Source organism: Bradyrhizobium sp. BRP19 (assembly GCF_020194195.1).
In the GTDB taxonomy this organism is placed as follows: domain Bacteria; phylum Pseudomonadota; class Alphaproteobacteria; order Rhizobiales; family Xanthobacteraceae; genus Bradyrhizobium; species Bradyrhizobium yuanmingense.
The window spans coordinates 177,762-203,728 of record NZ_JADYVZ010000007.1 but is presented as its reverse complement, the minus strand read 5'-3'; the positions used below and the strand labels follow the sequence as shown (position 1 = coordinate 203,728).

General features: G+C 64.9%; 26 protein-coding genes. 16 read left to right on the top strand and 10 right to left on the bottom strand.

What is annotated here, in order from left to right; genetic code table 11:
- Positions 1-15: 15 nt before the first annotated feature.
- The 4 genes from I6F36_RS22560 to arfB all read left to right on the top strand — a co-directional run bounded on the left by I6F36_RS22560 (position 16) and on the right by arfB (position 4,244).
- Positions 16-744 (top strand): hypothetical protein, encoded by a 729-nt coding sequence (locus I6F36_RS22560; protein ID WP_225172237.1) that lies wholly within the window; start codon positions 16-18, stop codon positions 742-744.
- A gap of 208 nt (positions 745-952) precedes the next feature.
- Positions 953-2,344, top strand: a complete 1,392-nt coding sequence (locus tag I6F36_RS22555) for a pitrilysin family protein (protein ID WP_225172236.1) — start codon at positions 953-955, stop codon at positions 2,342-2,344.
- Positions 2,341-3,708 (top strand): pitrilysin family protein, encoded by a 1,368-nt coding sequence (locus I6F36_RS22550; RefSeq protein ID WP_225172182.1) that lies wholly within the window; start codon positions 2,341-2,343, stop codon positions 3,706-3,708. Before I6F36_RS22555 ends, I6F36_RS22550 begins: the two co-directional genes overlap by 4 nt.
- A 119-nt stretch (positions 3,709-3,827) precedes the next feature.
- A complete protein-coding gene (gene arfB / locus I6F36_RS22545; RefSeq protein ID WP_027575820.1) occupies positions 3,828-4,244 on the top strand; it encodes an alternative ribosome rescue aminoacyl-tRNA hydrolase ArfB in 417 nt (138 codons plus the stop codon).
- 56 nt (positions 4,245-4,300) lie between these two features.
- Here arfB and I6F36_RS22540 read toward each other — a convergent pair whose 3' ends face one another.
- Positions 4,301-4,609: a hypothetical protein gene (locus tag I6F36_RS22540; protein WP_225126843.1), complete on the bottom strand. Its 309-nt coding sequence runs from the start codon at positions 4,607-4,609 to the stop codon at positions 4,301-4,303.
- Positions 4,610-4,925: 316 nt separating this feature from the next.
- On the opposite strand from I6F36_RS22540, the gene mutL reads away from it, so the two are divergent.
- Complete coding sequence (mutL, locus tag I6F36_RS22535; protein ID WP_225172181.1) at positions 4,926-6,740, top strand: DNA mismatch repair endonuclease MutL; 1,815 nt, start codon at positions 4,926-4,928, stop codon at positions 6,738-6,740.
- 82 nt (positions 6,741-6,822) lie between these two features.
- Here the strand turns inward: mutL and rsmD are convergent, their stop codons facing one another.
- Entirely contained in the window at positions 6,823-7,380 is a 558-nt protein-coding gene (gene rsmD, locus I6F36_RS22530; protein WP_225147360.1) for a 16S rRNA (guanine(966)-N(2))-methyltransferase RsmD, read from the bottom strand.
- 2 nt (positions 7,381-7,382) lie between these two features.
- Positions 7,383-9,398, bottom strand: coding sequence for a pseudouridine synthase (locus I6F36_RS22525; RefSeq protein WP_225172180.1), 2,016 nt, complete (start codon positions 9,396-9,398; stop codon positions 7,383-7,385).
- A 117-nt stretch (positions 9,399-9,515) separates the two neighbouring features.
- Here I6F36_RS22525 and tadA point away from each other — a divergent pair, with 117 nt between their 5' ends.
- Positions 9,516-9,974, top strand: coding sequence for a tRNA adenosine(34) deaminase TadA (gene tadA / locus I6F36_RS22520; RefSeq protein WP_225172179.1), 459 nt, complete (start codon positions 9,516-9,518; stop codon positions 9,972-9,974).
- 104 nt (positions 9,975-10,078) lie between these two features.
- Here tadA and I6F36_RS22515 read toward each other — a convergent pair whose 3' ends face one another.
- Positions 10,079-10,981 (bottom strand): alpha/beta fold hydrolase, encoded by a 903-nt coding sequence (locus tag I6F36_RS22515; RefSeq protein WP_225172178.1) that lies wholly within the window; start codon positions 10,979-10,981, stop codon positions 10,079-10,081.
- A gap of 203 nt (positions 10,982-11,184) precedes the next feature.
- Positions 11,185-12,468, bottom strand: coding sequence for a phosphoribosylamine--glycine ligase (gene purD / locus I6F36_RS22510; protein ID WP_225172177.1), 1,284 nt, complete (start codon positions 12,466-12,468; stop codon positions 11,185-11,187).
- 215 nt (positions 12,469-12,683) lie between these two features.
- Between purD and I6F36_RS22505 the strand changes: the two genes are divergently transcribed.
- From I6F36_RS22505 to I6F36_RS22490, 4 genes are all read left to right on the top strand, one after another.
- A complete protein-coding gene (locus tag I6F36_RS22505; protein WP_225157345.1) occupies positions 12,684-13,448 on the top strand; it encodes an IclR family transcriptional regulator in 765 nt (254 codons plus the stop codon).
- A gap of 425 nt (positions 13,449-13,873) precedes the next feature.
- Positions 13,874-14,812: a PhnA-like protein gene (locus I6F36_RS22500; protein WP_225172176.1), complete on the top strand. Its 939-nt coding sequence runs from the start codon at positions 13,874-13,876 to the stop codon at positions 14,810-14,812.
- Between the two features lie 456 nt (positions 14,813-15,268).
- Positions 15,269-16,042: a YsnF/AvaK domain-containing protein gene (locus I6F36_RS22495; RefSeq protein WP_157786013.1), complete on the top strand. Its 774-nt coding sequence runs from the start codon at positions 15,269-15,271 to the stop codon at positions 16,040-16,042.
- A gap of 379 nt (positions 16,043-16,421) precedes the next feature.
- Positions 16,422-16,691: a nuclear transport factor 2 family protein gene (locus I6F36_RS22490; RefSeq protein WP_081492967.1), complete on the top strand. Its 270-nt coding sequence runs from the start codon at positions 16,422-16,424 to the stop codon at positions 16,689-16,691.
- Here the strand turns inward: I6F36_RS22490 and I6F36_RS22485 are convergent.
- The 3 genes from I6F36_RS22485 to I6F36_RS22475 form a co-directional block, all read right to left on the bottom strand.
- Positions 16,688-17,443: an SDR family NAD(P)-dependent oxidoreductase gene (locus I6F36_RS22485; protein WP_225172175.1), complete on the bottom strand. Its 756-nt coding sequence runs from the start codon at positions 17,441-17,443 to the stop codon at positions 16,688-16,690. The two genes, I6F36_RS22490 and I6F36_RS22485, sit on opposite strands and share 4 nt — an antisense overlap.
- Complete coding sequence (locus I6F36_RS22480; RefSeq protein ID WP_225172235.1) at positions 17,440-18,615, bottom strand: ABC transporter substrate-binding protein; 1,176 nt, start codon at positions 18,613-18,615, stop codon at positions 17,440-17,442. Before I6F36_RS22480 ends, I6F36_RS22485 begins: the two co-directional genes overlap by 4 nt.
- A gap of 150 nt (positions 18,616-18,765) precedes the next feature.
- The gene (locus tag I6F36_RS22475) at positions 18,766-19,569 is read right to left on the bottom strand and encodes an acetoacetate decarboxylase family protein (protein WP_225172174.1); all 804 of its coding nucleotides are present in this window, start codon (positions 19,567-19,569) and stop codon (positions 18,766-18,768) included.
- 169 nt (positions 19,570-19,738) lie between these two features.
- On the opposite strand from I6F36_RS22475, the gene xseA reads away from it, so the two are divergent.
- A complete protein-coding gene (xseA, locus tag I6F36_RS22470; RefSeq protein WP_225172173.1) occupies positions 19,739-21,358 on the top strand; it encodes an exodeoxyribonuclease VII large subunit in 1,620 nt (539 codons plus the stop codon).
- Between the two features lie 157 nt (positions 21,359-21,515).
- On the opposite strand, the gene I6F36_RS22465 is transcribed toward xseA, so the two are convergent.
- Positions 21,516-21,662, bottom strand: a complete 147-nt coding sequence (locus I6F36_RS22465) for a hypothetical protein (protein ID WP_225172172.1) — start codon at positions 21,660-21,662, stop codon at positions 21,516-21,518.
- Between the two features lie 64 nt (positions 21,663-21,726).
- On the bottom strand, positions 21,727-22,521 hold the full coding sequence (locus tag I6F36_RS22460; protein WP_192893353.1) for a dienelactone hydrolase family protein: 795 nt from the start codon (positions 22,519-22,521) through the stop codon (positions 21,727-21,729).
- A 192-nt stretch (positions 22,522-22,713) separates the two neighbouring features.
- Here I6F36_RS22460 and I6F36_RS22455 point away from each other — a divergent pair, with 192 nt between their 5' ends.
- The 5 genes from I6F36_RS22455 to I6F36_RS22435 all read left to right on the top strand — a co-directional run bounded on the left by I6F36_RS22455 (position 22,714) and on the right by I6F36_RS22435 (position 25,905).
- A complete protein-coding gene (locus I6F36_RS22455) occupies positions 22,714-22,938 on the top strand; it encodes a DUF2093 domain-containing protein (protein WP_036009228.1) in 225 nt (74 codons plus the stop codon).
- Between the two features lie 304 nt (positions 22,939-23,242).
- A complete protein-coding gene (locus I6F36_RS22450) occupies positions 23,243-24,478 on the top strand; it encodes a TadE/TadG family type IV pilus assembly protein (protein WP_225157339.1) in 1,236 nt (411 codons plus the stop codon).
- A gap of 74 nt (positions 24,479-24,552) precedes the next feature.
- Positions 24,553-24,993 (top strand): TadE/TadG family type IV pilus assembly protein, encoded by a 441-nt coding sequence (locus I6F36_RS22445; protein WP_036027076.1) that lies wholly within the window; start codon positions 24,553-24,555, stop codon positions 24,991-24,993.
- Entirely contained in the window at positions 24,990-25,367 is a 378-nt protein-coding gene (locus I6F36_RS22440; protein ID WP_225113339.1) for a TadE/TadG family type IV pilus assembly protein, read from the top strand. Before I6F36_RS22445 ends, I6F36_RS22440 begins: the two co-directional genes overlap by 4 nt.
- Before the next feature lie 310 nt (positions 25,368-25,677).
- Positions 25,678-25,905 carry a hypothetical protein gene (locus I6F36_RS22435; protein ID WP_225150970.1) on the top strand — a complete coding sequence of 76 codons (228 nt, stop codon included), beginning with the start codon at positions 25,678-25,680 and terminating at the stop codon, positions 25,903-25,905.
- Positions 25,906-25,967: the final 62 nt, after the last annotated feature.

The following is a 25,967-nucleotide window of genomic DNA, read 5'->3' as shown; positions in this document are numbered from 1 at the left end:
GAAACAGGTACGGTGATGCGCAGCTCGAAGACCAGCGGTTCGATGGTTCGGGGCTCCCAATCGGGGGGCTGGCGGGCACTGAAATTGGCCGCCGTCGCGCTCGGCATCGGCCTCGTCATGTCGACCGGTGGCGCCCGTGCTGCCGACGATGACGACGACGACGACATGACCTTCGAAGAGAAGCTCATCGACAACCTGATGACCGGCCTTGGCGCCCGGAGCATGGAAAAACCCGGCATCGAATACCGCGAGCGTTCGCCGCTGGTCGTGCCGCCCAAGCTCGACCTGCCGCCGCCTGCCGCAGCCGAGGCTGCGGCTGCGCCGAACTGGCCGAAGGACCCCGACGAGAAGCGCCGCAAGGAGGCCATCGCCCAGCGGAAGAAGTCCGGTAACAAGGCAACGGAGTACTGGAAGAACGCCCAGCCGCTGTCGCCCGCCGAGTTGAACGCCCATAGGACGGCCGCCGCCGACAAGACGAGCAATGACCCGGTCCAGCCGGGCACCAACGTGGCCAATCCGACGATGAGCCCTGCCGAACTCGGATATACCGGAGGGCTGTGGAAACTCTTCAAAGGGAACGGGCCCGAGTCCAAGCAGTTTACGTCGGAACCGCCACGCCAATCGCTGGTGGAGCCGCCGCCGGGATATCAGACGCCGTCGCCGAACTACGCCTACGGCGCCGGCCCGGATAATTCGAAGCGGACCTATTTCGACGTCCGATCCGGCAAGGAGAAGGAACAATAGCGTTCCTGTCCTGTCGCGACATTCTGACCCACGCGAAGCGAGGGTCGGGCGGCGCATGTCCGCCCACCTCGTTCAAAATTGCTTATCAGTAACTTGCCTAAGCGTTGAGTTCTCTGCTTCGTGACGCGAAGCCTCAGCCGCACGGTGTAGCCTGCCGTGCCCTCCGAGCCGGAGATCCGGGCTCGGCACCTCACAACCAGGGATCATGATGTCCTCTTACCGATCGGCTGCCTGCCTCCTTGCCGCGCTGCTTTCGACGAGTGTCCTTTCGGCCGGCGCCGCCCTTGCCCAGACCACGGTGACATCGGCTCCGCCCGCCAGCTTCACGCTCGCCAACGGCATGCAGGTCGTGGTGATCCCGGACCGCCGCACCCCCGTTGTCACCGAGATGATCTGGTACAAAGTCGGCTCGGCCGATGAGACGCCCGGCAAGTCCGGCCTCGCGCACTTCCTCGAGCACCTGATGTTCAAGGGCACCGCGAAGCATCCGGCAGGCGAATTCTCCCAGACCGTGCTGCGTGTCGGCGGCAACGAGAACGCTTCGACCTCGGTCGACTACACCAACTACTATCAGCGCGTGCCGAAAGAGCAGCTGCCGACCATGATGGAGTTCGAGGCCGACCGCATGACAGGCCTCGTCCTCAAGGACGAGAACGTGCTGCCCGAGCGCGACGTCGTGCTCGAAGAGTACAACATGCGCGTCGCCAACAATCCGGATGCGCGGTTGAACGAGCAGATCATGGCCGCGCTCTATCTCAACCATCCCTACGGGCGGCCGGTGATCGGCTGGCATCAGGAGATCGAGAAGCTCGATCGCGAGGATGCGCTCGCCTTCTATCGTCGCTTCTACGCGCCGAACAACGCGATCCTGGTGATCGCCGGCGACGTCGACGCCGCCGAAATCCGCCCGCTGGTCGAGCGCAATTTCGGCTCGATCCCCGCGCAGCCCGCGATCCCGGCGCGGCGCGTTCGTCCGCAGGAGCCGGAGCCCGCCGCCCCGCGCACCGTCACGCTGGCCGACCCGCGCGTCGAGCAGCCGAACATGCGGCGCTATTATCTCGTGCCCTCGGCGACCACGGCCGCGGCCGGCGAGAGCGCGGCCCTCGATGTGCTGGCGCAGCTGATCGGCAGCGGCAGCAATTCCTATCTTTACCGTGCCCTCGTGGTCGACAAGCCGCTCGCGGTCTCCGCCAGCGCCAGCTATTCGAGCATCTCGCTCGACCCGACCCAGTTCGCGATCTCGGCTGCACCGAAACCCGGCGTCAGTTTTACAGAGGTCGAGCAGGCGGTCGACGGGGTCCTTGCCAACGTCGCGCAGAACCCGATCCGCGCCGAGGATCTGGAGCGGGTCAAAACCCAGCTCATTGCCGAAGCGATCTACGCCCAGGACAACCAGGCTGTGCTGGCGCGCTGGTACGGCGGCGCGCTGACCACCGGCCTGTCGATTGAGGACATCAGGAGCTGGCCCGATCGCATCCGCGCCGTCACCGCCGAGCAGGTTCGCGCCGTTGCGCAGAAATGGCTCGAGAAGAAGCGCTCGGTGACGGGCTACTTGATCAAGGACACTGCAACCGCCAAGCGCGAGGAGAAGCGCTCGTGACCTATTCCTTCCTTCGCCGCCTTGCATTCTCCGTTGCCGCCGGCGCCGTCCTCGCATTCTCTGCCGCCTCGCCGTCGCAGGCCGCCGCAAAGATCCAGCACCTGATCTCGCCGGGCGGCATCGAAGCCTGGTTCGTGCAGGACGCAACCGTGCCGCTGATTGCCATGGAATATTCCTTCGCCGGCGGCTCGGCCGAGGACCCCAAGGACAAGCCGGGCGTTGCCAATCTGGTCGGCTCTCTCCTCGACGAAGGCTCAGGCGATCTCGATTCCAAGACGTTCCATGAACGGCTCGACCGCCGCGCCATCGAGCTGTCCTTCAACGCCACCCGCGACACCCTCCGGGGCAGCCTTCGCATGCTGCGCGACAACAAGGACGAGGCCTTCGACCTGCTCAGGATGGCGCTGACCTCGCCGCATTTCGACACGGCCGACGTCGAACGCATCCGCTCGCAGGTCATCTCGGGCCTGCGCCGCGAGACCACCAATCCGACCTCGCTGGCGAGCCGCAAGTTTCTGGAGCTCGCGTTCGGCGATCACCCCTACAGCCGGCAGAGCAACGGCAACCTCGACAGCGTGCCGACCATCACAATTGCCGACCTGAGGAATTATGTCGGCCGTGTCCTCGCCAGGGATGGCCTCAAGATTGCGGTCGTCGGCGACGTCGATCCGGCTACGCTCGGAAAGCTGCTCGACCACACCTTCGGCAGCCTGCCCGCCAAAGCCAATCTGACGCCAGTCCCCGACGTCGAGGCTGCAAAGCCGCCGCAACGCGCCTTCGTGACCCTCGACGTGCCGCAGACGGTGATCACCTTCGGCGGACCCGGCGTGAAGCGGAGTGATCCGAGCTTCATGGCGGCCTACGTCGTCAACCACATCCTCGGCGGCGGCGGCCTATCGTCCCGGCTCTATCGCGAGGTGCGCGAGAAGCGCGGACTGGCCTATTCGGTGTACGAGTCGCTGCTCTGGATGCAGCACTCGGCGATTTTCATCGGCAATACCGGCACCCGCGCCGACCGCGCCGGCGACACCATCGAGGCCATCGAACAGGAGGTGCGCCGCATCGCCGAGGAGGGCCCGACGCAGAAGGAGCTCGATGAGGCCAAGTCCTATCTCAAGGGCTCGCAGATGCTGGCGCTCGACACCTCGTCCAAGCTGGCACAGGCGCTGCTGCAATATCAGCAAGACAAGCTGCCGATCGACTATATCGAGAAGCGCAACGCCATCGTCGACGCCGTGACGCTGGACGATGCCAAGGCGGCCGCCAAGCGGCTCTGGGGCCAGGGGCTGCTGACCGTCGTCGTCGGCCGGGCCCCGCAGGCCGCCGTGCAACCGGCGGCTGCACCGGCGACGAAGTCGAACTGATCTCTTTTCTCGACGTTTCCTGAATGGCCGGGGCCATCCCGGCCATTTGCGTTTCACGGCAGCGCCATTGCTGACGACGGATGTCCGCGGTATGTCCTGACATCACGAATGGTGCCAGCATGCTGCGGATATCCCGCGATCTCGTCATCGACGAGGACGACATCGAGATCGGCTTTGTCCGCGCCTCCGGCCCGGGCGGGCAGAACGTCAACAAGGTCGCGACCTCCGCGCAGCTGCGCTTCGACACGCGCAAGCTGACCTTGCCCGAGGACGCGGCGCTGCGCCTTGCCCGCATTGCCGGCCAGCGCATGACCAAGGACGGCGTGATCGTGATCCACGCTCAGCGCTTTCGCACTCAGGAGCGCAACCGTCAGGATGCCATCGACCGTCTCGTCGAGATCCTCAAGGAGGCCATGGTCCGGCCGACGCCTCGCCGTGCGACGCGGCCGACCTTCGCCTCCAAGCAGCGCCGGCTCGAGGGCAAGAAACGCCGCAGCGACATCAAGGCCGGCCGCGGCCGGAGCTTCGACGATTGATGCGAAAAACCTCCGGTCGCGCGAGCGACCGGAGATTTGCCGTTCGCGAGCTGGCGTCAGTAGCGCTTGCCGGCCGCAGCACCGCCGGTCGCCGCATCGTCCGTGGTGCCCTTGCGCGTCGCGCTGCCGGTGGTCCCGACGGACCCCTTCGTGCCTTTGCCCGACTTCATGCCGACCTTCTCGCCGGCTGCGCCCTGCTGTGCACCGAGATCCTCATCCTCGCTGCCTGACGCGCCTCCTTGCATGGGCTTGCTTTGTACGGTGCCGCCAGGCCTCGTCCCAGACGAGGTGCCTTGGGCGAGAACGGGCGTTGCAACGAGGGCCGCGAGAGCGCAAGCGATCGCAGAGGTCTTCACCAACTTCATCCATTTCTCCTGGAATGTCGCGATGAACCGTCGGTTGCCTTCTGCACCGTTCGCCTGCACCGGACCGGTTCATCGCAAAGAGAGTTCGAACGGCGCGGTGTGATGCAAGCCGCGTCGTGTGGTGATCGTTTAGGGTTTTCGCGGCGCTTTCGCGGAATTGTGCTCCTCATATGCGGCGGCGCGGAACATGCCAAGCATTCCCGACGGACGAGGCGCGCCGAAAATGTCCCCCATTTCGGGTGTGGGAAGCTCGACCTGACCCATGCATTTGTCGCTGCGTGGCATTACACTTGAGAATATTCGCCGAGTGAGCCTCATGCCCGTCCGCCAGCTGCCAGAACAGGTCGTCAACCGCATCGCCGCCGGCGAGGTGGTCGAACGTCCGGCGAGCGTGGTCAAGGAGCTGGTCGAGAACGCCATCGATGCCGGCGCGAGCCGCATCGACGTCTTCACCGACGGCGGCGGGCGGCGGCGGATCGGCATCACCGACGACGGCAGCGGCATGACCGCAAAAGACCTTGCGCTCGCCGTCGAGCGCCATGCCACCTCCAAGCTCGACGACGAGGACCTGCTGCAGATCCGCACCCTCGGGTTTCGCGGCGAGGCCCTGCCCTCGATCGGATCGGTGGCGCGCCTCTCCATCACCACGCGGCACGCCAGCGAGCCGCACGCCTGGGCGTTGTCGGTCGAGGGGGGCGAGAAGTCCGGGATCATGCCGGCGGCGCTGGCGCATGGCACGCGCGTCGAGGTTGGCGACCTCTTCTATGCGACGCCGGCGCGGCTCAAGTTTCTGAAGACCGACCGCACCGAGGCGGAAGCCATCCGCGAAGTGGTACGGCGCCTCGCGATGGCACGGCCCGACATCGCCTTCACGCTCGCCGGCGAGGAGCGCGCACCGGTGACCTGGACCGCGGCGCTGCCCGGCGCGGCCGGACGGCTGACCCGGCTTGGCGACATCCTCGGCGCCGAGTTCCGCAGCCACGCCATCGAGGTCCATGCCGAGCGCGAGGGCGTCGTGGTCGCCGGCTATGCCGCCGCGCCGGCGCTCACAAAGGCCAACGCGCTCGGCCAATATCTCTTCGTCAACGGCCGGCCGGTGCGCGACAAGCTCATTCTCGGCGCCGTGCGCGCGGCCTATTCCGACTATCTGCCGCGCGACCGCCATCCGGTGCTGGCGCTGTTCGTCACGCTCGATCCGCGCGAGGTCGATGCCAATGTGCATCCGGCCAAGACCGAGGTGCGCTTCCGCAATGCCGGCCTCGTCCGCGCGCTGATCGTGCATGGCTTGAAGGAAGCACTCGCACGCGAGGGCCGCCGCACCGCCGCCAATAGCGGCGAGAGCGCGCTGTCCTCGTTCCGGCCCGCCTTCATGCCGCCACGTCCGGCAAGCTGGGACTGGCGCGCCTCGCCAGCCGCCCCGGTGGCGCCGATGCCGTCGTTCGAAGGCGCCGCCGCGCCCGCCTTCGCCGAGCGTGCGCAGGCTGCCTTCGACGTCGGCGCGCCCAGTGCTGACGTGCGGATCGAGAGCCAACCCGCCGGCGATCTCGTCGATCGCCCGCTCGGCGCGGCGCGCACGCAGATCCACGAGACCTACATCGTCTCGCAGACCCGCGACGGCCTGATCATCGTCGACCAGCACGCCGCGCATGAGCGCATCGTCTACGAGCGGCTGAAGGCCTCGCTCGCCGCCAACGGCGTGCAGCGGCAGATCCTGCTGATCCCCGAGATCGTCGAGATGGATGAGGCCACTGTGGAGCGCCTGCTGGAGCGCAGCGAGGAGCTGGCATCGTTCGGCCTTGCCATCGAATCCTTCGGCCCCGGCGCGGTCGCGGTGCGCGAGACGCCGTCGCTGCTCGGCAAGACCAATGCCGGCGGCCTGTTGCGCGATCTTTCCGAGCACATGGCCGAATGGGACGAGGCGCTGCCGCTCGAACGCCGCCTGATGCACGTCGCCGCCACCATGGCCTGCCACGGCTCGGTGCGCGCCGGCCGCCGGCTGCGGCCGGAGGAGATGAACGCGCTGCTCCGCGAGATGGAGGACACGCCGAACTCCGGCCAGTGCAATCACGGCCGGCCGACCTATGTCGAGCTGAAGCTGAGCGACGTGGAGAAGCTGTTCGGGCGGCGGTGACGGTGCCGTAGGGTGGATTAGCCGAAGGCGTAATCCACCTCTTCTGCGTCCGCAGTGAGAGACAGTGGCGGATTACGCTTTGCTAATCCGCCCTACGCAAGAACACAAACTCCGTGTCGTCATAGGCGCGCCGCTCCAGCTCCTCGAAACCTTCAGGCGTCACGAACTGCGCGGCCTTCGCCTCTTCCACCACGAGCAGCGCGCCGGGCGTGAGCCAGCCGCCGTCGCGAAGGCTCGCGAGCGCCTTCTCGGCAAAGCCCTTGCCATAGGGCGGATCGAGGAACACCAGCGAGAACGGCTCGACGGGATGCGCGGGGCCGAGATCGGTCGCATCGCGGCGATACACCTTGGTGACGCCGCCGAGGCCGAGCGCCTCGACATTGTTGCGCAACAGCGCACGCGCCTCCGCGCCGTTGTCCACGAACAGCGTGAACTTCGCCCCGCGCGAGGCCGCCTCGATGCCGAGCGCGCCGGTGCCGGCGAAGAGATCGAGCACGCGCGCATCCGCAATCGGATCGTCATAGGCGTGAACGAGGATGTTGAACACGGACTCGCGCAACCGGTCCGCCGTCGGGCGGATGTCGCGCGAGGACGGTGAGGCGAGATTGCGCCCCTTCAAACGACCGCCGACGACGCGCAACGTCAGTCCTCCCGCGGCGTCAGGTCGCGCTTGCCGTGATAGCCGCGCTTGGGACGGCGCGGCGGGCCGTAGCCGCTCGCCTCCATCTCGTTGCGCTCGCGCGCCTCCTCGCTGCCGGTGCGCTGCACCAGTACGCGGCGACCCTTGCGGTCGCTGATCACCGCGCGCTTGCTGGCGGGCTTCTTCTCGCTGGTCGCGTCGTCGACGCGCGAAGATGACTTGGAGGGCGCGTCGAACTGCGCGCCCGACTTCTCGATCACCTTGTCGCCGAGCTGCTCGCGCAGCACGCGCGCGCGGATCTCCTCGACCTGACCTTCCGGAATCTCGCCGAGCTGGAACGGTCCGTAGGAGACGCGGATCAGCCGGTTCACCTCGAGGCCGAGATGGGCGCAGACATTGCGCACCTCGCGATTCTTGCCTTCGCGGATCGCGAACACCAGCCAGACATTGGCGCCCTGGTCGCGTTCCAGCGTGGCCTCGATCGGACCATACTTGACGCCCTCGATCTCGATGCCGTTCTTGAGCTGGTCGAGCTGCGCCTGGGTGACGTCGCCATGGGCGCGGACGCGGTAGCGGCGCAGCCAGCCGGTGTCCGGCAGCTCGAGCGTGCGCGCGAGGCCGCCATCGTTGGTGAGCAGCAGCAAGCCCTCGGTGTTGAAGTCGAGCCGGCCGACGCTGATCAGCCGCGGCAGGCCTTCGGGCAGATTGTCGAACACGGTCGGACGGCCCTCGGGGTCGTCATGCGTCGTCATCAGCCCGCGCGGCTTGTGGTAGAGAAAGAGGCGCGTGCGCTCGCGCTCCGGCAACGGCTTGCCGTCGACCATGACGACGTCGTTCTTGGTGACGTCGAGCGCCGGCGAGTTGATCACGCGGCCATTCACGGTGACGCGGCCCTGCGTGACCATCTCCTCGGCATCGCGGCGCGAGGCAAGCCCGGCGCGGGCCAGCACCTTGGCGATGCGCTCGCCGGCCTTCTTCGGCTTCGGCGCCTCGTCGCGGCGCGGCCGGCCCTCGAAATCACGATCGCGCTCGCGATAGGCGCCGCGGCCGCCGAAGGCGGGACGCTTCTCGAAGATCCTGCTGTCGTCCTCGTTGTCGCGGCGCGGACGATCGCGGAAGCGGCCCTCGCTGCGCGGATGCTCCTGCCAGTCCATGCGGCCTTCGGGGCGCTGGCGTGGGCGATCGAACTTCGGACGGTCACCGCGTTCGCTGTCGCGGTCACGGGGCCGATCGAATTTCGGCCGCTCGCGAAACGGGCGGTCACCGGATGCGCGGTCGTCGCGCGAACGAGAGAAACGCGGACGGTCCTCGCCACGGCCACCCTCCCGCCGATCATCGCGCTGACGCCAGGGCTTCTCGTCGCCGCGATCGCGGCCGCCGAAATCCTTGTCGAAGCTCTTGCGTGGGCGATCACCGCGCGGTGCGCGATCACCGCGATCGAAATTCGGGCGGTCGCCGCGCGGCTTGAAGCTACGTTCGCCACGATCCTCGCGCGGCCCGCGATCCCCACGGTCGCGTCCGCGATCCCCACGGTCGCGTTGGCGATCCGGCCCGCCCCGCGAAAATTTCCGTTCGCCGTCGAACTTGCGCTCTGGACGGTCGCCGCGCGGCGCGTAGGGTTTCTTGTCGCCGAACTTCCTGTCGCTGGAGCGGCCGGCCGAGCGGGCATCGTCGCGATCCCTGCGCGGCGGACGATCGTCGCGGCCAAATGACGGGCGATCGCCGCGCGGCTTGAAGCTGCGCTCGCCGCGGCCCTCACTGCCGCGGTCGTCGCGCTTGAAGCGGGGACGGTCACTGAAATCGCGGCGCGGTGCGTCACCCTCCTCGCGGCGGCGGAACGGACGGCTGTCGCGGTCGCCACGGGGCGGGCGGCTGTCGCGCTCGCGCTTACCCTCACCCTTGCCCTCGAAGCCGCGCTTGGCGAATTTCTTCTCAGGGCCACGCGGCTTGCCGCTACGGCCTTTGGCCGGGCCTCGCCGGCCGCGGGAATCGTTGTCTTTGTCGCTGTCGCGAGGCATGACTAATCTCACTTAAGGGGTGGCGCGAGCATTGTGCGCGCTCGCTGCGAGCCGCATGCTCAGGCAAAATCGGTATCCACTCTTGCTGAAGGCGGAGCTAGTAGCAGGTTTCTGGCGATGATACGAGGCATGAAAGCCCCTTCTTTCATGGATTTGGCGCTTCTGGCGGCCGAAAATGCCGGAAAATCGGGCGAAGTTCCTGTTGGCTGCGTGGTGGTCCGCGATCACGAGGTGATCGCCACCGGCGCCAACCGGACGCTGACCGACCATGATCCGACCGCTCATGCCGAGATCGTCGCGCTGCGCGCGGCCGCCGCGAAGATTGGCAGCGAGCGGCTGGTCGACTGCGACCTCTACGTGACGCTGGAGCCCTGCACCATGTGTGCGGGCGCGATCTCGTTTGCAAGGGTCCGCCGGCTCTATTACGGCGCGGCCGACCCCAAGGGCGGCGCGGTGGAGTCAGGCGTGCGGTTCTTTGCCTCGCCGACCTGTCACCACACGCCGGACGTCTATTCCGGCGTCGGCGAGAGCGAGGCGGCGCGGCTGCTGAAGGAGTTCTTTCGGGAGCGGCGGTAGGTCGGAGTCGCGTAGCCCGGATGGAGCGAAGCGCAATCCGGGACAGTGCCGCGGCGAGGAGAGAATCCCGGATTTCGCTGCGCTCCATCCGGGCTACAAGATCGTCAGGCCAAGAAGAACTCGCGCAGCGCCCTCGCTGTCACATCGGGATTCTCCTCCGTGAGGAAGTGGCCGGAATCCACCGGCATGCCGGAGGCGTTCGTGGCCCATTGCTTCCACGTGTCGAGCGGCGTCGCGGCGGCCTGGGCGATGCCGGCATTGCCCCACAGCGCCAGCATCGGAATGGTGATCTTCTTGCCGGCCTCGAAATCGGCCTTGTCGAGGTCGTAGTCGAAATAGGCGCCGGCGCGGTAATCCTCGCACATCGCGTGGATGCGGGCGGGATCGCGGAACGGGGCGAGGTAGTGCTCGAGCGCGCGCGGGTCGATCGCGTCCAGTGTCTTGGACCTGGTCTGGCTCGCCATCTTGAAGCGCAGGAAGAACTCGCCTTGGCCTGCGATCAGCGTCTCCGGCAGCGGATAGGGCTGCGCCAGGAAGGTCCAGTGATAGATCTTCAAGGCATAGGCGCGGTTCATCCGCTCCCAGTAATTATAGGTCGGCAGGATATCGAGCACGGCGAGCTTCGACAGCCGGCCGGGATGGTCGAGCGCCAGCCGATACGACACGCGGCCGCCGCGGTCGTGGCCGGCGAGCGCGAAATGCACGTGGCCGAGGCGCTCCATCACCTCGACCATGGCTTTCGCCATGGCGCGCTTAGAGTAGGGGATGTGCAGCGCATCGCTCGCGGGCATGTCGGACCAGCCGTAGCCCGGCAGGTCGGCGATGATCAGCGTGAAGTGCTCGGCCAGCTCGGGCGCCACCTGGTGCCACATCACGTGGGTCTCGGAGAAGCCGTGCAGGAGCAGCAGCGGCGGGCCCTTGCCGCCGACGCGGGCGAAGATGCGGCCGAACGAGGTATCGATCCATTCGGCGGCGAAGCCCGGATAGAGGTCGGCGAGATCGGACATCTTGTTGCATCCTTGTTGGCCGGTGGCGGGGCCGCTCGACAAAAAGTGTCGAAAACAACCCCATGCACAGTACCGGTATTATCGTCGGGGCAACTAACCCCAACTGACGATTGCATATTCTGGAGTGTAGATGTGGCGGCGCGGTGACGCGAACGTCGCGATTCCGGACCGGCGCGTTTGGGGGCGCCGTCCGCAATGACACGCTAATTTTTGGCCTTTTCCGCCTCCACCGCCTGCCAGCCGATGTCGCGGCGGCAGAAGCCGTCCGGCCAGTCGATGCGGTCGACGGCTTGATAGGCGCGCGCCTGCGCTTCCGTCACGGTCGCCCCTAGCGCGCAGACATTGAGCACGCGGCCGCCATTGGCGAGGACCGCGCCGTCCTTGGCCACCGTGCCGGCGTGGAAGATCTCGACATTGTCGACCTTGGCAGCCTCTTCCAGCCCGCCGATGCGCGTGCCCTTCTGGTAGTCGCCGGGATAGCCCTTCGCCGCCATCACCACGGTCAGCGCGGATTCCTTGTGCCAGCGCAGGTCGAAATGCTTCAGCTCCCCGTCGCAGGCGGCGAGCAGCGCCGGCACGATGTCGCTCATCATGCGCAGCATCAGCACCTGGCACTCGGGATCGCCGAAGCGGACGTTGAACTCGAACAGTTTTGGGCCCTGCGTCGTCAGCATGATCCCGGCATAGAGCACGCCGCGGAACGGCGTGCCGCGCTGCTTCATGCCTGCCACCGTCGGCAGGATGATTTTGGCCATGATCGCGTCGTGGACGGCAGGCGTCACCAGCGGCGTCGGCGAATAAGCGCCCATGCCGCCGGTGTTCGGGCCGACATCGTGGTCGAACACGCGCTTGTGGTCCTGGGCGGAGGCCAGCGGAATCGCGGTGTCGCCGTCGCACAGCGCGAAGAAGCTGATCTCGCGGCCCGGCAGAAACTCCTCGATCACGACCTCCGCGCCGGCTTCGCCAAAGGCGCCCTCGAACATCATGGCGATGGCGTCCTCGGCCTCGCGCACGGTTTTCGCAACGACGACGCCCTTGCCGGCGGCAAGGCCGTCGGCCTTGACCACGATCGGCGCGCCCTGGCTCTGCACATAGGCGCGCGCGTCATTGGCATTGGTGAACCGCTTGTAGGCGCCGGTGGGAATGCCGAACTCGGTGCACAGCGCTTTGGTGAACCCCTTGGAGCTTTCGAGCTGGGCCGCCACCCTGCTCGGCCCGAACGCCTTGATGCCGGCTTTGGTGAGATCATCGACGATGCCGGCCGCCAGCGGCGTCTCCGGCCCGACCACCACGAGCGCGACCGCGTTCTTTTTGCAGAAGTCGATCACGGCGGCATGGTCGGCGACATCGAGCGCCACGCACTCCGCCTCCCTGGCGATGCCGGCATTGCCGGGCGCGCACCAGAATTTGGTCACCAGGGGAGAGGCTGCGATCTTCCACGCCAGGGCATGTTCGCGGCCGCCGGAACCAAGCAGGAGAATGTGCATCGAAGGCTCAGGATAAGGGGTTTTGCTGGGGGCGGAGGTCGCATGAATCGGGGTGGGGCTCAAGAGGAAACGGCGCGAACTCCCCGCCATTCGATGTGCTCGATCATTCCAGGCGCTTTGCTGGCGATCGACTTTTCGCCATGCAAGCGATCGGCTACACGGGAATTGCATTTCCCCCGTGTGCTCGCGGGCGCTGATCCAACAAGGCCCAAAGAATGACTGAGAAGCCGCAAGCGGGCGCGCCCGCCCTGGAGAAAGGGCTGGACCTTCTGGAGGCGCTGGCGGGCGCTGCACGCGGGATGAGCCAGAAGCAACTCGCCGAACGCGTCGGGCGCTCCGTCAGCGAGATCTTCCGGATGCTGGTGGCGCTGGAGCGCCGGGGCTATGTCGCGCGCGACCCCGCGACCGGCGAATACACGTTGACGCTGAAGCTGTTCCGGATCGCTTCGCAATTCCCGCCGACCGAGCGGCTGCTGAAGGCGGCGCTGCCGGTGATGGAGCAGCTCGCCTCGCGCGTCCAACTGTCCTGCCACCTGACGGTGCTGCACGGCGAGCAGTTCATGGTGATCGCCCGGATCGAGCCGGAATGGTTGATGGGCTGGTCGGTCAAGGTCGGCGCGGTGTTTCCGCTCACCCAGCAATACGCGTCGGCGAAGGTTCTGGCGGCCTTTCAGCTCGAGGGCCGGCGCCAGGAGCTGGCGCAGGTCATCGCGACCAATGACCGGATCAGCACCAAGAAGGCGCTTGCGGCGCTCGACCGCATTTCCTCGGAGGGTGGAAACTTCTCCAATGACGATGGCTATACGCGCATCCTTGCCTATAGCTGCCCGATCATCGAAGCCTCCGGCCGGGCAGTGGCCGCGATGACCGTCCCGCTGGTGAGGCAGGATCAAATCCCCGCCGCGGAAGCCAGCGCCATCGCCGCGGAGCTGCGCAGCGCGGCCAGGATCGTATCCGAGAAGATCGGCGGCGTTTCCTAGGACGTGGACGCATAAACGTCGGCTTACCAGTAAAGCGGAAGCTCGGACCTTTGGGCGTGATCGGCAGCTTGTGACCCGATGGCGAAGTTCGGTTTGGTTCAGATATGGTCAGCTGATCGGGGGGACAACGGAAGTGACGCAGGGTCGTTCGAGCCGGCTCTTTTGACCAGAGCGGACATTTGCGCCTGCCTGCTACGGTCGGCTTCGCTCATTGGGAGGTGAATGAAGCAGGGCAGTCTTGTGCCTTCACTTCCCCAGTCGGAGAGCCGCTCTGCTCGAACTCGGCGGAGGGACAGTTCGGAGGTGCACGCTAGCGGGCATTTGAGTGGCCGTGCTGCAAGGGCTTGCAGTTGAGGTCTGCGATTTTAGGAACGTCGGACGCAAAAGCAAGTTGCGGCATCAAACAGACTTCAAGGATCAACGTCATGGCCAACTCTCCCGAAATGGTTCATTCAAGCCACCGCACGCCCCCTCAGACGAGCGATGTCGTTCCCGCCGACGAAATTCGCACAATCATGTTGAATCAGGTTGCGTGGGGCGCGGTTTTCGCGGGTGCAGCCATCGCGCTTGTGATGCAGATTATTCTAAACATGATCGGCCTTGGCGTGGGTTTATCCACGGTAGACGTTGGGGAAGGTAGCACGCCCAGCGCAAGCTCGATGTCGGTTGGTGCAGGTATCTGGTTTATAGTTTCCGGCATTCTGGCTGCGGCACTGGGCGGCTACATAGCCGGTCGGCTTTCTGGCAAGGCGTCTGCTTCAACGACGGCTTATCATGGATTAATGTCATGGGCAGTCTCAACGCTGGCGGTGATGTATCTGCTTTCTTCCGCCGCTTCCGGCTTGGCTGGTGGCGCTCTCAGCACAGCATCTTCCGCTTTGGGCGGAGCGGGCAAAGCGCTGGGAGGGTCGGTCCAAACGGCAGTTCAAGCGGCAGCGCCTACGCTGAACAATGTTAGCGACCCGATGGCTGCCATCGAAAGCAAAGTTAAAGGCGCCTCGGGAGGGCAAGATCCCGCCGCGCTTCGTGATGCCGCGGCCACAGCCGTCCGCGCGGCGCTAACGGGTGACGCTTCTCAGCAGGCAGCGGCTAACGACAAGGCGGCCGAGGCTCTAGCCAAGGCTCAGAATATATCTCAAGACGAAGCAAAGGCGCAGATCAGTCAGTACCAACAGCAATATAAGGAAGCGGTAGCCAAGACGAAGGAGCAGGCAAAGCAGGCGGCGGATACAGCTGCCAAGCGCGTCTCACAAGGTGCATTGTTCGCGGCAGTGGCATTGTTACTGGGCGCCTTGGCCGCGTTCTTTGCAGGGCAAGCCGGGGCCGTGAATCCAACAGTGTCGGCGCAAGTCGCCCGTCGATGACAACAACGACCCGAGAAATCGACTTCAGCTCGAACAACCAAGTTCGTCAGCTCACCGAAAGGCGTCGCTTCAGCGCTTTGTCCCTCGTTCGTTGAAGCAGGCGACCTGATCATGCATCATCTCTGGCAGATGATCAGGAAGGTGGTCGCGCGCGGACGAGCGGCTCCAAACGATCGTCTTTGGCGACCGTGGCTTCATTCGCGGCATGGATGGTTACGCAATCGCTCCGGGTTTTGTCGGACTAAGGACGAGGTGAGTGTTCGATAAGCTGATTTGCAGCCTGTCGCGACAGTATGCTCGCATCGCCGCCGGTCCAAATCTAAGAGCGGTAGCTCCAAGCTCGCGTCGTTGCCCGGCAGCCCCGTCTATAGCGAGCGCTTCGCAAACCTTGCGAAAAAAAATTAAGAACGATGCGTTGTCTCTGGCGTTGGGCGCATGTCCATAGAGGAGGCAAACATGCAAGGACAATGCGTGGTAGCAGTATACAACTCTCGTAACGATGCAGAGGAAGCGTACCGTGCTGTGGTCGGTTCAGGCGTTCCAGCAGATCATGTGAGGCTGAGCAATCAGCCATCACAGTCAAGCAGCGAAAGAGCAAGCGAAAGCTCGGATGGAGGAAGTTTCTGGGACTGGCTGTTTGGAAGCGATGTACCGGCAGACGAGCGCCGCCTGTATGAAAGCCACATGGAAAGGGGCGGCACCGCATTGTCGGTGCTAGTGGATGCTCCCACCATGGCCGATCTCGAACGCATCGAAGGTGTGCTGCAGGAGTACAATCCGGTCGAGATCCACGAAGAAAATGGGGGCGGCTCGACAGCGGTCGGAAGCGGAGTGTCAGGACCCTCGGTGAGGCAAGAAGGGTATGACTCTCAAGGCCACGAACCCGAGAAGGTTATCCCTCTCCCGGAAGAAGAATTGAAGGTGGGCAAACGGGCCACCGAAACCGTCAAGCATATAAGAACTTACGTAGTCGAGGAGCCTGTACAAAAGGACGTACAACTGCGCGATGAGCGAACTGTCATCGAGCGCCGTCCAGCTACGGGAGCTGCGACAGGGCAACCAACGGAACGGGAGTACGAGGTGCGAGAGCTGCATGAGGAGCCCGTAGTCCAGAAGGAGACTCGAGCCGGTGAAGAACTGGTGGTACGCAAAGAAGCGGCCGAACGTACTGAGAGAGTTGCTGATACGGTGAAGAAAACCAGGGCCGACATCGACAAGACTGAGCGTTGAGCTAGCTGATCAACCGCCGGCATCAAAGATCGGCAGTGGCGAGTGAGGGCGGCTTTGGGCCGCTCTCACTTGCTCGGATATTAAAATAGTCGTGCGTCAGAGCGAAAGCGCCAGCACTTCATCGGCCTCACAGCTGTTGGCTCACATGCACGGTAGATCGGACGCGGGGGCCGTGCTCACTTCGACCGCCGCTTGTGGCCCTTAGGCGAGGTTCAGGCGGCGTACACGTTGGTTGGGACAGAGCGGGAGCGACCGGCCGAGCTTCCAAACGGCGCTGATGACCCGAAGGCGACATCGACCAAACGTCTAATCGGCCCTTCAACTCACCTGTGTGCCCTTATGTTATTGTATCCCTTCCGAGAACTCGATGGAGGGAAGGATGGACATCCGATGGAAATTGACGGCGCCGGGTGAAGCGTTCAACGCGCACGACTTGGATTCCATCATGGAGTTCTTTGCTGACGATTGTATCTTGGAGATGCCGAGGGGAAGCAAGCCTTGGGGCTCCCGCTTCGAAGGCAAACGCAACGTACGAGACGGGCTCGCGACGCGCTTTGAAGGCTTGCCGGATGTTCACTACGGCGACGCCGAGCATTTTGCGGATACGATGGCAAACACGGGCATTTCAAAATGGACGCTCACGCTCTAACCGGCGGTCATGCCGGCATCGACGATCCAGGCCGCGCCGTTCACGTGAGCAGCCTCGTCGGATGCGAGGAAGGCAACGATGTTCGCGACGTCCTGCGGTCGTCCGTGCGCGCTCGCAGCATTTCGACGCATTGTGATGGCGCCCTCGCGCGCCTGGCCTTCCAACTCCCGAATCATGCGCGACTCGACCGGACCGGGCAGAACGGCGTTGACCCTGATCTTCGTTCCGGCGACATCGAGCGCTGCCGTGCGCGTCAGTCCGAGCACGGCGTGCTTGGAGGCGACGTAGCCTGCGAGCCCTGCACGTCCGCGGATCGCGGACGTCGATGCGGTGTTGATGATCGCGCCCGTCCCGCGTTGCATCATCCTGGCGATCACGTGCTTGAGGCCGAGAAAAACGCCCTTGACGTTCACCTGCAGCAATTGATCGAACGTTTCGTCGGGATATTCGTGAAGAGGAGCGACGACGCCCTCGATGCCCGCGTTGTTGGCGAAGATGCCGATCGGCCCCAGACGTGCTTCGGTCGCCTCTACGAATGCGATCGTATCCTGAGCGAGGGAGACATCCGCGCGGATGGCGAGCGCCCTTGCCCCGGCCTTCTCGACCAGCTGTGCGGTGGCGCGTGCAGCCGCTTCGTCGCGGTCGACGATCGCGACCGCAGCGCTCATCTGCGCCAACTTTAGCGCAATGGCGCGCCCGATATCGCCCCCGCCGCCCGTGACCAGCGCGACCGGCCGATCCGCGCCACTCACGACTTCAGGAACTCGCAGCCGCCATCCGCCACAGGCCGCCAGGCCTCGGACGGCGCGATGGTCTTGACCAGCTTGTAATAGTCCCAGGAATATTTGGAATCGCTGGGGGTCTTCACCTCGAACAGATACATGTTGTGCAGCTTGCGACCGTCGGCGCGCACGCTACCCTTGCCGAAAAGAGGATCGTCGGTCGGCAGCTTCTTCATCTGTTCGACCACCGCCTTGCCGTCACTGGAGGCGCCAAGCGCATCAACGGCCTTCAGATAATGCAGCGTCGTGGCGTAGGCACCCGCATGCAGCGCGGTCGGATAGCGGCCGTTGTTGCGCGGCGCGAATCGCTTGGTCCAGGCACGCGTATCGTCATTCAGATCCCAATAGAAAGCTTCGGTGAACTGCAGCCCCTGCGCAATCTTCAAGCCGAGCGAATGCACGTCGCTGAGATACAGCACGGTCGCCACCACGCGCTGGCCGCCTTGCGGAATCCCGAATTCGACGGCCTGCTTGATGGAGTTGATGGTGTCGCCGCCGGCGTTGATCAATGCGATGATTTCCGCCTTCGAAGACTGCGCCTGCAACAGGAAGGATGAGAAATCCTGCGTGTTGATCGGCGTGCGGACGCCGCCGAGAACCTTGCCGCCGAATTTCTGCACGACGCTCTTAATGTCGCCTTCCATGGCATGGCCGAAGGCATAGTCGGCCGTGAGCAGGAACCAGCTCTTGCCGCCGCTCTCGACGACGGCGCGCGCGACCCCCGACGAGAGCGCGTAGGTGTCGTAGGTCCAGTGCACGAGATTGGGCGAGCAGGACTTGCCGGTCAGGTCCGACGACGAGGCGCCGGAGACCAACAGCGTCTTGTTGTTCTGCTGCACGACGTTGCGCACCGCGAGGGCGACGGCCGAGTTCGGCGCATCGACGATGACATCGACGCCTTGCCGGTCGATCCACTCGCGCGCGATATTGGCGCCGAGATCAGCCTTGTTCATGTGGTCGCCGCTGATGATCTCGACCGGCCGGGTCATCCTGGGAGACGATGCCTGGAAATCCTCGACCGCCATCTTTGCAGCCAACAGCGAGCCCGGTCCGGTGACATCGGCATAGAGGCTGGACATATCAGTCAGCACGCCGATGCGGAGCGGCTTTGCTTCTTGCGCCCGTGCACCGAGCCCCGTCATGCCCAACGCCAATCCGCCGGCGCCAGCCAGCAGCCGGCGGCGGCTCACTCGAAATCGTGCTGCCATGGGCAGACCCTCCTTTGCCTTATGCGTGTTTCTTCCCAATTTTCGTCGCCCGCATGTACATCGCACGCAGGCTGATCTTGTTGTTCAGGGTGTGAGGCGCTCGATGAGCCTGCGATCCTCGACCTCGAATCCGCCGCCATAGACGTCCGACACCATGAAATGCGCGCCGAGGATCTCCGGCTCGAGCTCGGCAATCGGATCGTAGGCGCTGGCGTGCAGCGTCATCGCGGCACGGCCCGGCACCGGCTTGGAATATTTCAACGGCGTGCGGCGATAGGCGATGTCCGCATAGGCCGTGCCGAGCCGCTCGGGATGCGGCAGACGGCGCACATGGATCTCGCCGGCCGGCAGCTCGTCGCCGTCGACGATGCGGACGACCGGCGCAGACGGATCCGGCGTGAAGGCGAAATCGGCGAGCGGAATGCCGCGGCGGCGGACCCATCCAGTGATCGATCCATCGGCATGCTCGTGGAACGAGTAATGCGCATCCTTCTTGGTGTAGCCGAACACCTCGCGCCCGGCGCAGATCCCCATGGGATCGCTGCAATACATGAAGATATGCGTCTCGGTGAACAGCCCCTTGTAGCGCACGGGCACCGAGATCATCAGATCGAACATCTCGCCCGCATGCACGGCGAGAGAATGGCCAGGCGAACGCATGAAGCGGAACGCCACGCGGTCGCTGGCGATCTCGAACGGCGTCTCTGCGAGCAAGGTCGCGACCTTGCCGGGCGCGACACGGGTCATGATCTCGACGGTCCGCAAGGTGCAGCCCCATTCCACCGGATAAGCCGGCGAATAGGGCGGATTGACCCCACTATTCGGCTTGAGCTGGTACTGCCCGAACATGCGTCCGCGCGGGTCGTCGGGATCGGTGACCACAGCCATAGGGCCGCTTCCTCTGATTTATATATGATTTGTAAATTTCATATATGAAATTTAGGTCGAGTCAAGTTACCTTCCAAGCTGCGGTTCCTTGGGTCTACCGAATCGATTGGCGCTGCGGCGCGAAAATCCTTAACGTCGGGCCTGACCCCGAAATGCCGAATCGTTTGCTATGCCGCCTGCGGAACAACTGCTCAACGCGCCTGAATTCACCGTCTCCGAACTGTCCCTGTCCCTGAAGCGGACGGTCGAGGACGCGTTCGGCCATGTCCGCGTCCGCGGCGAGATCTCCGGCTTCCGCGGGGCCCATTCCTCCGGCCATTGCTATTTCGCGCTGAAGGACGAGAGCGCCAAGATCGAGGCGGTGATCTGGAAGGGCGTGCATAGCCGGATGCGCTTCAAGCCCCAGGAGGGGCTCGAGGTCATCGCCACCGGCAAGCTGACGACCTATCCGGGCTCCTCGAAATACCAGATCGTGATCGAGGCGCTGGAGCCGGCCGGCATCGGCGCGCTGATGGCGCTGATGGAGGAGCGCAAGAAGAAGCTCGCCGCCGAAGGCCTGTTCGACGAGGCGCGCAAGCAGCTGCTGCCCTGGCTGCCGGAGGTGATCGGCGTCGTGACCTCGCCGACCGGCGCCGTCATCCGCGACATCCTGCATCGGCTGGAGGACCGTTTTCCCCGCCGCGTGCTGGTGTGGCCGGTCAAGGTGCAGGGCGACGGCTCGGCCGAGCAGGTCGCGGCCGCGATCCGCGGCTTCAACGCGCTCTCCGAGGGCGGCCGGATTCCGCGGCCCGACGTGCTCATCGTCGCGCGCGGCGGCGGCTCGCTGGAGGACCTCTGGTCGTTCAACGAGGAGATCGTGGTGCGGGCGGCGGCCGAGAGCATGATCCCGCTGATCTCGGCGGTGGGGCACGAGACCGACATCACGCTGATCGACTTCGTCGCCGACAAGCGCGCGCCGACGCCGACGGCGGCGGCCGAGATGGCGGTGCCCGTGCGCAGCGACTTGTTCGTCGAGGTAGGCGATCTCGGCCGGCGCACCCGCGCCTATTGGCAACGCGCCCAGGAGAGCCGCCGCAGCGAGCTGCGCGCCGCGGCGCGCGCGCTGCCGGCGGCTGGCGATCTCCTGGCGATCCCGCGGCAGCGGCTGGATTCGGCGGGCGCATCCCTGCCCCGCTGCCTCAAGGCCAACACGCATGCGCATTTCCGCAGGTTCACGGCCGCAAGCTCGAAACTGACGCTGCGGGTGCTGCACGGCCAGATCTCGCAGGCCGATCATCGCCTCACCGTGTGCGGCGAGCGGCTTGGTCTCTCCACGCGCTCGCTGCTGCGGCAGCGGCGCGACCGCTTTGCGGGCTTGCAGGTGCGCCTGCGCGCCTCAAAGCTTGCGAATGCGCAGGCGCAGCGCAACGCGATTGCCCGCCAGCGCGAGCGCACGCATCGTCTGACTGAGCGGGCAGAGCGCGCGCTTGTCACGCTGCTGCACCGGCTCGAGGCGCGGGTCGAGAACAGCGGCAAGCTGCTCTCCGCGCTGTCCTATCGCAGCGTGCTCGCGCGCGGCTTTGCGCTGGTGCGCGACGAGGCCGGCCATCCCGTGCATGCGGCTGATGCGATCGGCCCCGGCGCGCGGGTCGAGATCGAGTTCGCGGACGGCCGCGTCGGCGCGACGGCGGATGCGGATCGTGCGGCGCCCGCGGAGAGGCGCGCGCCGGCGCAGCCCAAGCCGGCGGCGGAGACCAAGCCGGCGCCGAGGCGGTTGGTCAAGCCGGTGGATCAGGGCAGCTTGTTCTGAGGGGCGGCTAGCGAACGCTCCACCATCGGTGTCATTCCCCGCGCAGGCGGGGAATCCAGTACGCCGCAGCTTATCGATTAAACCACAGCCGTCTCGGCGTACTGGATCGCCCGGTCAAGCCGGGCGATGACAGCCAGTGTGTGGAGATAGCGTGCCCCTACCGACACGTCAATCCCGCCTCGATCGTGGTCCAGAAGCCGCAATGGTCCGGCGCGCGGTGGGGGCCGGCGTGGGCCTCGAACAGCAGGATCGCGACGGTGAAGACGACCAGGGCGGTCGCGAAGAGCGTGATGCGGTTACGCATGTGAGATGCGTTTAATCGACATCGTGGTCGAATGATGGCGCGGTCATGCGCGGCGGCACCACCCTCACCGCGCCAGCCATTGCGCGACGTCCTTCTGCGAGGCGGCGCGGGCCTCGGCATCCCCGTGCTCGGGCGCAGCGGCGGCGTGCAGCGGCGTGCTGGCGCGGTCGAAATCGTGATCGGCGCCGGGATAGACCACGATGCGCGCCAGCGCGCTGCGGCCGCGCGCGCCGTCCACCATCTGGCGGCAGGCCGGCGGCGACGACACCTCGTCATCGGCGCCGATCAAGACCAGCGTCGGCACCCGCGTGCTCCAGCCGAGGCCCGCCGAGATCCGGCAATCCGGATAGAACGCAATCGCGGCGCGGAAGTCCGGACCGTGATCGCGCCCCGCGCTCTGCGGACGCACGGCCCAGAGCAGCGCGCTCGCACCATTGGCCCAGCCGATCAGGCTGACACGGTCCCGCGCCACGAAAGGCTGCTGCATCAGCCAGGCGCGCGCGGCCGCGATATCGGCGACGCGTTCGCGCCGCGCCTTGACGTGCATCTCCTTGACGCGGCATTGCGGGCCGAGCTCGCGCGAGCCGTAGCTGTCGGGCAGCAGCACGGCATTGCCGGCCTTGAGCAGGCGTTCAGCCCAATCGCGATAGCGCGGCAGCACGGGATCGGAATGGCTACCCAGCCCACCGCAGCCGTGCAGCGCGATCACGGCCGGGAACGGCCCCTCGCCCGCGGGCTTGTAGAGCTGCGCATGGAGCACCCCGGAGGCGAGCGGAATCTCGACCGGCTGCGGCGCCGGGGCGGCGTGCGCGGCCGACATCAGCAGCGTCAGGAACAAAGCGGCGAGGCGAAGGCGCATCGGACTCTGCGGCAGGAGCTGCCGGAACCGGCGCCCCTTCGACCGAAGCCTTATCATGCGAAAACGGCGGCAAATCATCACGAACCGGTGGGTTTAACGGGCGGACAAGCCACCCCATCTATGCTACATCCCGTCCAACACATCGTGCCTTCCACGGCGTTCCTGGAGAGGCCCCCACGGAGACTTTCGACCGTGCTGAACAAGTTCGGCCCCTCGGGCCATGGCGAAGCGCAGGTGCAATATCTCGACGGCGATTTCCGCGTGATCTCGCCGGGGACCTTCGTGCGCTGCGCGATCACCGACGTCCGCATCCCGCTTGACGAGCTGAAGTACTGGAGCGTCGATCTGCAGGAGGCCTATGCCACGCCCACCGCGGTGCTGCAGCGGCATTTTCCCGGCGCGCTGAAGCAGCCGTGATCCTTCGGCTCTCGCAACTCTCGTAAGGCGGGTAAAACCGGCAGACCTATAATGCTGGCGGTAACAATTGCAGAGTGCAATTCCATCTGACTTCTCCTGGACGCGGCTTCATTCCATAAGATTGCGGCCATGAATGCCGGCTGAATGTTCGCCGATATCTAAAATTGTCAGGCTTCCATTGGGGCCCATTTAAGCCGGCCCGCACCACATTGCCTCGGGATAAAGTGGCAAGCGGGCAGGAAGCATGGACCTCCGGAGAATTTTCAGCCGTTCGTTCGGTGTACCTTCGAGCGCAAAGGATCACTTGCTCGAACGGTTCATCCGCGACGAGCAGGGCAGCTACGTGCTCATTTCTGCGCTGCTCATGCCGGTCCTGGTCGGCACCGCCGGCCTCGGAACGGAAGTGGGCTGGTGGTACTACAAGCACAAGAACATGCAGAGCGTTGCCGATTCCGGCGCGGTCAGCGCTGCGACGGCTGCCAGTGCAGGCGGCGACCCCCGGTCCGAAGCCAAGGCGGTCGCGGCAAATTATGGTTACACCGACGGCGCGAACGACGTCACTGTCACGGTGAACCAGCCACCCAAAACAGGCAGTCAGGCCTCGAACGCACAGGCCATCGAAGTCATCGTCAGTCAACCGCAGCGTCGGCTGCTGTCCGCCTTGTTCGGCTCGGATCGCGTACCAATCACCGCGCGCTCGGTCGCGCTGCCCAATTCCGGGACGGGCTGCGTCCTTGCGCTCAACAGGAGCGCAAGCCCCGCTGTCAACGTCAGCGGCGGCAACCAGCTCAACCTGATCAAGTGCAATCTCTACAGCAACTCGAGCGCAAGCCCCTCGCTCAACGTCGCCGGCAGCGCCTCGGTCGCGGCGAACCAGGTCGGCGTGGTTGGCGACGTCTCCGGCGCGAGCAGCATCACGGCGACCAACGGAATCAAGACGCACATCACGCCCGTCGCCGATCCCTACGCCGACGTCACTCCCCCGATGCGGCCGAGTTGCAGCAATGCCAAGATCACGGTCAACGCCAACGGAAAGACAAACTCGCTCGACCCCGGCTGCTACATGGGCAGCATCACGGTCAACGCCGGCGCAGTCCTGAACCTCAATCCCGGCATCTACTATCTTGATGGCGCCAGCTTGAGCGTCGCCGGAAATGCCACCATCACCGGCAGCGGCGTCACCCTGGTGTTCACGGGCTCCGGAAGCGACTGGGGCACCGCCTCGATCGGCAGCAACGCGAGCGTCGACCTGACCGGGCCGACCAGCGGCCCAACGAAGGGCATCGTCATGTACGGCGACCGCAACATGCCGGCCGGGACCAATTTCAATCTCACCGGCGGTGCTACGCAGAATTTCGGCGGTGCCATCTACCTGCCAAAGGCCAATCTCAGCTTCAGCGGCGGCAACGGCACCAGCACATCCTGCACCAAGATCATCGCGGATACGCTGACGTTCAGCGGCACGTCGAACCTGCAGGTCAATTGCACCGCGCTCGGCACCGCGACGATCGGTTCGCAGACCGCGCAGCTCGTCGAATGAGGTTTGGAGCGATGCAGATCCAGAGTTTCTCATTTAAGCTTGGCCGTCGATGGCTTGGTTCTCTGGCGCGGCATGTGCGAATCGCTGCCGGCGATCAACGGGGCGTCGCGGCAGCCGAATTCGCCATCCTGGTTCCCCTGCTGTCCCTGATGGTCGTCTCGGTCACGGACATCGGGCTTGCCCTCTATCGCAAGATGCAGGTCGAAAATGCCGCGCAAGCGGGAGCCCAGTACGCGATTGCGCGCGGCTTCGACACGAGCGGCATCGCGAACGCCGTCGCAAGTGCCACCAGCGCGACGAACATTACCGCTTCACCTCCGCCGGTCCAGTTCTGCGGATGTCCGACGAGTGCGGGCGTGAGCGCCACCAGCTGCGGAACGGTCTGCACCGGCGGTGCGCCGGCCGGGACATATACGACGGTCTCGGCGCAAGCGACGTACTATACGATCATCGACTATCAGATCGTGGCGGCTACCTACACATACACCGCTCAGTCCACCACGAGGCTGCAGTGAAGCTCACCGCATTATGGCGGGACACGCGCGGCACCACAGCGCTGGAATTTGCGCTGACCGCTCCCGTGTTCTTCCTGTTCATATTCGGGATCATCGAATGCGGGCTGCTGTTCTGGACTCAGCTCGGAATCCAGCATGGCAGCGAAATGGCCGCGCGCTGCGCGAGCGTCAACAACACGCTCTGCCCGAGCAGCAGCGCGATCACGACCTACGCTGCCCAGCAGGCCTACGGCCTCACGCTCCCCCCGGGGACATTCACCTTTGCCACGGCCGCATGCGGCAACCAGGTCAGCGCGAGCTATTCATTCGAGTTTCCGCAGATCATCAACCTGTCTCCGATCACGCTGACCGCGCGAGCCTGCTTCCCGAGCTGAGGTCGCCGACAGAAAAATGGATTCTGCCATGCCAATCGCTTGCGTTCTACATTCCTTGCAGCCGTGGGTGAGTCGTTTCGCCCTGTGGTTGGATTCTTTGTTGCAATTCCGCGCCCTAGAGTTGTTTGATGAAGTTCTGCTGAAACAAAGCACTGCTATAGTGCACGTTAGGTAATTGACCCTGTTCTTTTTTATCGCACAGACGATCCGGTCAACCAAACAGCCATCGAGCGTTGGAATTGGCGCGGTCTGTGAACGGGCTCATATCGAAGAGCCATCTGACGGGCGACGATCACCTTGAAAATTCGCGGTGGAATATCTGCAAATCGACAATCAAGCGATGGGGGTGATCATGCCCGCCATTTTCGACCTGCTCTATCGTGAATATTGCCGCGCCCGTCTCGCTGAGATGCGCAAACAGCTTCTGATCGCAGCTGAGCGCGCTGAAGCTGTCACAGCGGATCATTATCCCGCGACGCTGAGTGACGATGAGAGAACGGACCCGCACCGCAAGACCGGTCTCGGCCTGCCGAATTGAAGCGGCTCCAAGACCGGCGATCACTCCCGCGTAGCAGTGACCAAGCAATTGGCAACAGTTTG

Bases quoted from the DNA above. Each gene is read 5' to 3' on its own strand.
- I6F36_RS22560 (WP_225172237.1), top strand. From the start codon at position 16: ATGCGCAGCTCGAAGACCAGCGGTTCGATGGTTCGGGGCTCCCAATCG.
- I6F36_RS22555 (WP_225172236.1), top strand. From the start codon at position 953: ATGTCCTCTTACCGATCGGCTGCCTGCCTCCTTGCCGCGCTGCTTTCG.
- arfB (WP_027575820.1), top strand. From the start codon at position 3,828: ATGCTGCGGATATCCCGCGATCTCGTCATCGACGAGGACGACATCGAG.
- I6F36_RS22540 (WP_225126843.1), bottom strand. From the start codon at position 4,609: ATGAAGTTGGTGAAGACCTCTGCGATCGCTTGCGCTCTCGCGGCCCTC.
- mutL (WP_225172181.1), top strand. From the start codon at position 4,926: ATGCCCGTCCGCCAGCTGCCAGAACAGGTCGTCAACCGCATCGCCGCC.
- I6F36_RS22525 (WP_225172180.1), bottom strand. From the start codon at position 9,398: ATGCCTCGCGACAGCGACAAAGACAACGATTCCCGCGGCCGGCGAGGC.
- tadA (WP_225172179.1), top strand. From the start codon at position 9,516: ATGATACGAGGCATGAAAGCCCCTTCTTTCATGGATTTGGCGCTTCTG.
- I6F36_RS22515 (WP_225172178.1), bottom strand. From the start codon at position 10,981: ATGTCCGATCTCGCCGACCTCTATCCGGGCTTCGCCGCCGAATGGATC.
- purD (WP_225172177.1), bottom strand. From the start codon at position 12,468: ATGCACATTCTCCTGCTTGGTTCCGGCGGCCGCGAACATGCCCTGGCG.
- I6F36_RS22505 (WP_225157345.1), top strand. From the start codon at position 12,684: ATGACTGAGAAGCCGCAAGCGGGCGCGCCCGCCCTGGAGAAAGGGCTG.
- I6F36_RS22500 (WP_225172176.1), top strand. From the start codon at position 13,874: ATGGCCAACTCTCCCGAAATGGTTCATTCAAGCCACCGCACGCCCCCT.
- I6F36_RS22495 (WP_157786013.1), top strand. From the start codon at position 15,269: ATGCAAGGACAATGCGTGGTAGCAGTATACAACTCTCGTAACGATGCA.
- I6F36_RS22490 (WP_081492967.1), top strand. From the start codon at position 16,422: ATGGACATCCGATGGAAATTGACGGCGCCGGGTGAAGCGTTCAACGCG.
- I6F36_RS22480 (WP_225172235.1), bottom strand. From the start codon at position 18,615: ATGACGGGGCTCGGTGCACGGGCGCAAGAAGCAAAGCCGCTCCGCATC.
- I6F36_RS22475 (WP_225172174.1), bottom strand. From the start codon at position 19,569: ATGGCTGTGGTCACCGATCCCGACGACCCGCGCGGACGCATGTTCGGG.
- xseA (WP_225172173.1), top strand. From the start codon at position 19,739: ATGCCGCCTGCGGAACAACTGCTCAACGCGCCTGAATTCACCGTCTCC.
- I6F36_RS22465 (WP_225172172.1), bottom strand. From the start codon at position 21,662: ATGCGTAACCGCATCACGCTCTTCGCGACCGCCCTGGTCGTCTTCACC.
- I6F36_RS22460 (WP_192893353.1), bottom strand. From the start codon at position 22,521: ATGCGCCTTCGCCTCGCCGCTTTGTTCCTGACGCTGCTGATGTCGGCC.